Consider the following 4,362-nt stretch of genomic DNA (forward strand, 5'->3'; position numbering starts at 1 on the left):
CGGCCAGCGGCCGGCACTACCCTTGATCGGTCTTGCCAGGAGCCGGCCAGCGGCCGGCACTACGGTGAATCGCTCAGCGATTCACCTGCGCGTACAAGGTCGAGCTCATCCCAAACAGCTTGATGAACCCTTCCGCCTCTTCCACGCCCCAGTCGGCCGACTGCGCATAGGTAGCGCCCTTGGTATTGAGCAGATGCGGCGACTTCACCGCCACGGCATCGACGCGGCCGCCACGGGTTTCCAGCACCACTTCGCCGTTGACCTTGCCTTGCGAGGACTTCAGGAAGGCCTCGATGTCGGTCTTGAGCGGGTCGTGGTAGAAGCCTTCGTACACCAGCTCCACCCACTTGCGCGCCACGTCCGGCTTGAAGCGGTTCTGCTGCTTGGTCAGTACCGCATCTTCCAGCGCGCGGTGCGCGGCCAGCAGCGAGACCAGGCCCGGGGCTTCGAACACGATGCGGCCCTTCAGGCCGATCACGGTGTCGCCGGTGTACACGCCACGGCCGACGCCGTACGGGGCGAACAGCTTGTTGAGCTTGGCCAGGATCTGCTCACCCGGCAGCGCCTTGCCGTCCAGCTCGACCGCCTCGCCTTCGACGAACTTCAGCTTCACGGTCAGCGGCTCGATCGGCCACGCGCTGCGCGGTGCGCACCAGCCACGGGCACCCTCGCCCGGCGCTTCCCAACGGTCGATCTCGCCGCCGGACATGGTCAGGCCGAGCAGGTTCTCGTTGATGGTGTAGGCCTGCTGCTTGGCGCGCACGCCGAAGCCGCGCTCTTCCAGGTACTTCTGCTCGTAGGCGCGGGTCTGGGTGTGTTCCTTCTGGATCTCGCGGATCGGGGCGACGATCTGGTAGTCGCCCAGCGCCTTCACGGCCAGGTCGAAGCGGACCTGGTCATTGCCCATGCCGGTGCAGCCGTGGGCGATGATGTTGGTGCCCAGTTCGGCGGCACGCTTGAGCGCGGCATCCACGATCAGGTAACGGTCGGACACCAGCAGCGGGTACTGGCCCTGGTAGCCTTCGCCGGCCCACACGAACGGCTTGACGAAGCCGTTCCAGATGGCCGGGCCACCGTCGACGGTGACGTGGCTGGTGACGCCCAGCTCGGCCGCGCGCTTCTCGATGAAGTCGCGCTCTTCGTCATCCACGCCGCCGGTGTCGGCGAACACGGTGTGCACGTTGTAGCCGCGCTCCTGCAGGTAGGGCACGCAGAAGCTGGTGTCGAGTCCGCCGGAGAAGGCCAGGACGATGTCTTTATTGCTCATGGGGGTAAGGGTCCAGTAGGGGGATGGGAATTCAGTAGAGCCGACCGTTGGTCGGCTGGAATATTCAATGCGCCGGTTGGGGAGCAGCCGACCAACGGTCGGCTCTACCCCTTGTCGGCGTTACCGGCCGATCAGCGCCGACATGATCGCCTTCTGCACATGCAGGCGGTTCTCGGCCTCGTCGATGGCGATGCACTGCGCCGAGTCCATCACCCCGTCGGTGGCCTTCACGTTGCGGCGCAGCGGCAGGCAGTGGCTGAAGACGCCGTTGTTGGTCAGCGCCATCTTGGCTTCGTCCACGATGAAGTGCTTGTACTGGTCGCGGATCGGCTTTTCCGGTTCCCAGTTGCCGAAGAACGGCAGCGCGCCCCAGCTCTTGGCGTACACCACGTCGGCACCGGCATAGGCGCTGGCGATGTCATGGCTGACCTGCAGCGAACCGCCGCTCTCGGCCACGTTCTGCTCGGCCCAGCCCATGTAGCGCTCGTCCAGGATGTAGTCCGGGGTCGGACACAGCAGGGTCACGTCCATGCCCATGCGGGTGGCGATGGTCAGTGCCGAGTTGGCCACGGCGGTGTTGAGCGGCTTGGGATGGTAGGTCCAGGTCAGCACGTACTTCTTGCCGCGCAGGTCCTGGGTACCGAAGTGTTCCTGCAGCGCCATCACGTGGGCCAGTTCCTGGCACGGGTGGGTGATGGTCTCCATGTTGATCACCGGCACCGGCGAGTACTTGGCGAAGCTCTTCAGCACTTCGTCTTCGCGATCCTTGGTCCAGTCGATGAACTTCGGGAACGCGCGCACGCCGATCAGGTCGACGTAGCGGCCCAGCACCCGGGCCACCTCGGCGATGTGCTCTTCGGTGTCACCGTCCATCACCGAGCCCAGGTTGAACTCGATCGGCCATGCATCCTTGCCCGGCTGCAGCACGATCGCGTGGCCGCCCAGCTGGAAGGCCCCCAGCTCGAAGCTGGTGCGGGTGCGCATGGACGGATTGAAGAACACCAGGGCAATCGACTTGCCCTTGAGCTCGTCGCCCAGCTTGTTGCGCTTGAACAGCGCGGCCTGGGTCAGCAGGGCATCCAGGTCGGTGCGGCTCCAATCCTGGGTGTTCAGGAAGTGCTTCAGGGACATCGATCGATCCTTTGCGGCTGGTTTTCCACCGTTGCCGGGGGAGGTTGGGGGCGCCGGGGCGCGTTCAGGGCTCAAACAAACGTATACAGATGAAACTTTTCAGATCGTAGAAACGAAAAAACCCAGCGCGGGGGCTGGGTTTTCCGAACAGACAGCACGAAGCTCCGGTTACCCAGCGAAAATGTGGGGTTCCGGTCGGCGGGCACGCGACGTCATGCCCGTAGCCATACGGGCGGCGCTGGTGTCGTGCTGGAAGTCGGTGAGTTTCATGGCCGCCAATCTTTGCATGCGCAGGGGGTGGGTGCAAGACCTGAAGGGAACATTCAGGTCAGCGACCTCACGGATTGGCGGCCGTGCCCTGCTCGGCGCCGATCCACGGGGTGATCGAGACCCGGATCTTGAGCCGGTTGCCCGGATCCTCCGGCAGCCGCGAGCGGTACTTGGTGCCCTTGTAGACGTAGTCCACGTCATAGGCGATGGGGCGGCGGAACTCGCGGCCGACCGGGATGATCCGGCATTCGCGGGTCAGCAGCGGGCCGTTGTTGGCCGCCGGTGCGGGCGCCTCGGCCACCGGCATCGCGTCCTCGCTGCCGTCCTCACGCTTGAAGATCGAGCGTACCGAGTCCATGAAGCGGCCGAACCGGCCCTTGTCTTCCTGCGGCTCCTCGCCGGTCACGTTGACCGGGGCCAGCGTGCGGGTGGATACCGGTTCGCAGTGCTCTTCGGTGCGGGTGGCGCGCAGGGTCTGGAACACCGGCTCCACGTTGAGCACCTGCGCGTAGTCGAACTTGACGTTCTCCACGATCACCACCCGGTTACGGACCTCGCCGTCCTGGGCGCACGCCCCGAAGGCGGCACCTCCAAGCAGGCAGGCCAGCGTCAACAACGAAGCGGATTTCATTGGCAACAGGTAAGAGGACAAGGTGGCTAGTTTAGGGAGTGCCAGGCACAAGGGGCTGAACATTACCCTTCCGCGACGATTCTGCCCATAGGCCGTTGCCCTGGCAGACAGTCGGCCGGCCCCGGCGCTGAACGCGGATGTGATCTAAAATCGAGGGCTTGCCCCCTTCCCTCCCCGCCACCGACCCCCATGACCCTGCGCCTGCACAACAACCTGACACGCCAGCTCGAACCGTTCACCCCGCTCGATCCGACCTGTCCGACCCTGTATGTCTGCGGCCCCACGGTCTACAACTATGTGCACATCGGCAATGCCCGTGGCCCGGTCGTGTTCGGCGTGCTGGCCGATCTGCTGCGGCGCCGCTTCCGCGGCCTGCGCTACGCCCGCAACATCACCGACGTGGACGACAAGATCAATACCGCCGCGCGTGAACAGAACGTGCCGATCAGCACGATCACCGACCGTTTCGCCGCCGCCTACCGTGAAGACATGGGCGCGCTGGGCGTGGTCCCGCCGGACATCGAACCCGAAGCCACCGCGCACATCCCGCAGATCGTGACGATGATCGAGCAGCTGATCGCCGCCGGTCACGCCTACGCCGCCGAAGGCCACGTGCTCTTTTCGGTCAATTCCTACGCCGACTACGGCAAGCTCTCGCGCCGCGACCCGGACGAAATGCTGGCCGGCGCGCGGGTGGACGTGGCCCCGTACAAGCGCGAGCCGGGCGACTTCGTGCTGTGGAAGCCGTCCAGCGACGACCTGCCCGGCTGGGCATCGCCGTGGGGCCGTGGCCGCCCCGGCTGGCACATCGAGTGCTCGGCGATGGCTGCCGCGCACCTGGGCGAGACCATCGACATCCATGCCGGCGGCGTGGACCTGCAGTTCCCGCACCACGAGAACGAGATCGCCCAGAGCGAGTGCGCCCATGGCGGGCGGACCTTCGCGCGGTTCTGGCTGCACAACGGCATGCTCAACTTCGGCGGCGCCAAGATGAGCAAGTCGATCGGCAACATCGAGCGCGTGCACGACCTGGTCCGCAAGCATGCGCCGGAAGCGCTGCGCT

The 4,362-nt window shown here is 65.5% G+C and carries 4 protein-coding genes; 1 reads left to right on the plus strand and 3 read right to left on the minus strand.

Going from position 1 to position 4,362, the window contains the following annotated elements:
* Positions 1–73 precede the first annotated feature (73 nt).
* From RTO53_RS13315 to RTO53_RS13325, 3 genes are all read right to left on the minus strand, one after another.
* Positions 74–1,267 carry an argininosuccinate synthase gene (locus tag RTO53_RS13315; protein WP_312238235.1) on the minus strand — a complete coding sequence of 398 codons (1,194 nt, stop codon included), beginning with the start codon at positions 1,265–1,267 and terminating at the stop codon, positions 74–76.
* A gap of 120 nt (positions 1,268–1,387) precedes the next feature.
* The gene (locus RTO53_RS13320) at positions 1,388–2,398 is read right to left on the minus strand and encodes an N-acetylornithine carbamoyltransferase (RefSeq protein ID WP_312238236.1); all 1,011 of its coding nucleotides are present in this window, start codon (positions 2,396–2,398) and stop codon (positions 1,388–1,390) included.
* Between the two features lie 337 nt (positions 2,399–2,735).
* Positions 2,736–3,299: a hypothetical protein gene (locus RTO53_RS13325; RefSeq protein WP_312238237.1), complete on the minus strand. Its 564-nt coding sequence runs from the start codon at positions 3,297–3,299 to the stop codon at positions 2,736–2,738.
* Positions 3,300–3,488: 189 nt separating this feature from the next.
* Between RTO53_RS13325 and cysS the strand changes: the two genes are divergently transcribed.
* The coding region (gene cysS, locus RTO53_RS13330; RefSeq protein WP_312238238.1) for a cysteine--tRNA ligase at positions 3,489–4,362 on the plus strand (874 nt) is incomplete at its 3' end.

The sequence above is a fragment of the Stenotrophomonas sp. genome, from assembly GCF_031995405.1.
Taxonomy (GTDB): Bacteria; Pseudomonadota; Gammaproteobacteria; order Xanthomonadales; family Xanthomonadaceae; genus Stenotrophomonas.

Excerpts from the sequence above, each read along its gene's own strand:
- RTO53_RS13320 (WP_312238236.1), bottom strand. The coding sequence starts at position 2,398 with ATGTCCCTGAAGCACTTCCTGAACACCCAGGATTGGAGCCGCACCGAC.
- RTO53_RS13325 (WP_312238237.1), bottom strand. The coding sequence starts at position 3,299 with ATGAAATCCGCTTCGTTGTTGACGCTGGCCTGCCTGCTTGGAGGTGCC.
- RTO53_RS13315 (WP_312238235.1), bottom strand. The coding sequence starts at position 1,267 with ATGAGCAATAAAGACATCGTCCTGGCCTTCTCCGGCGGACTCGACACC.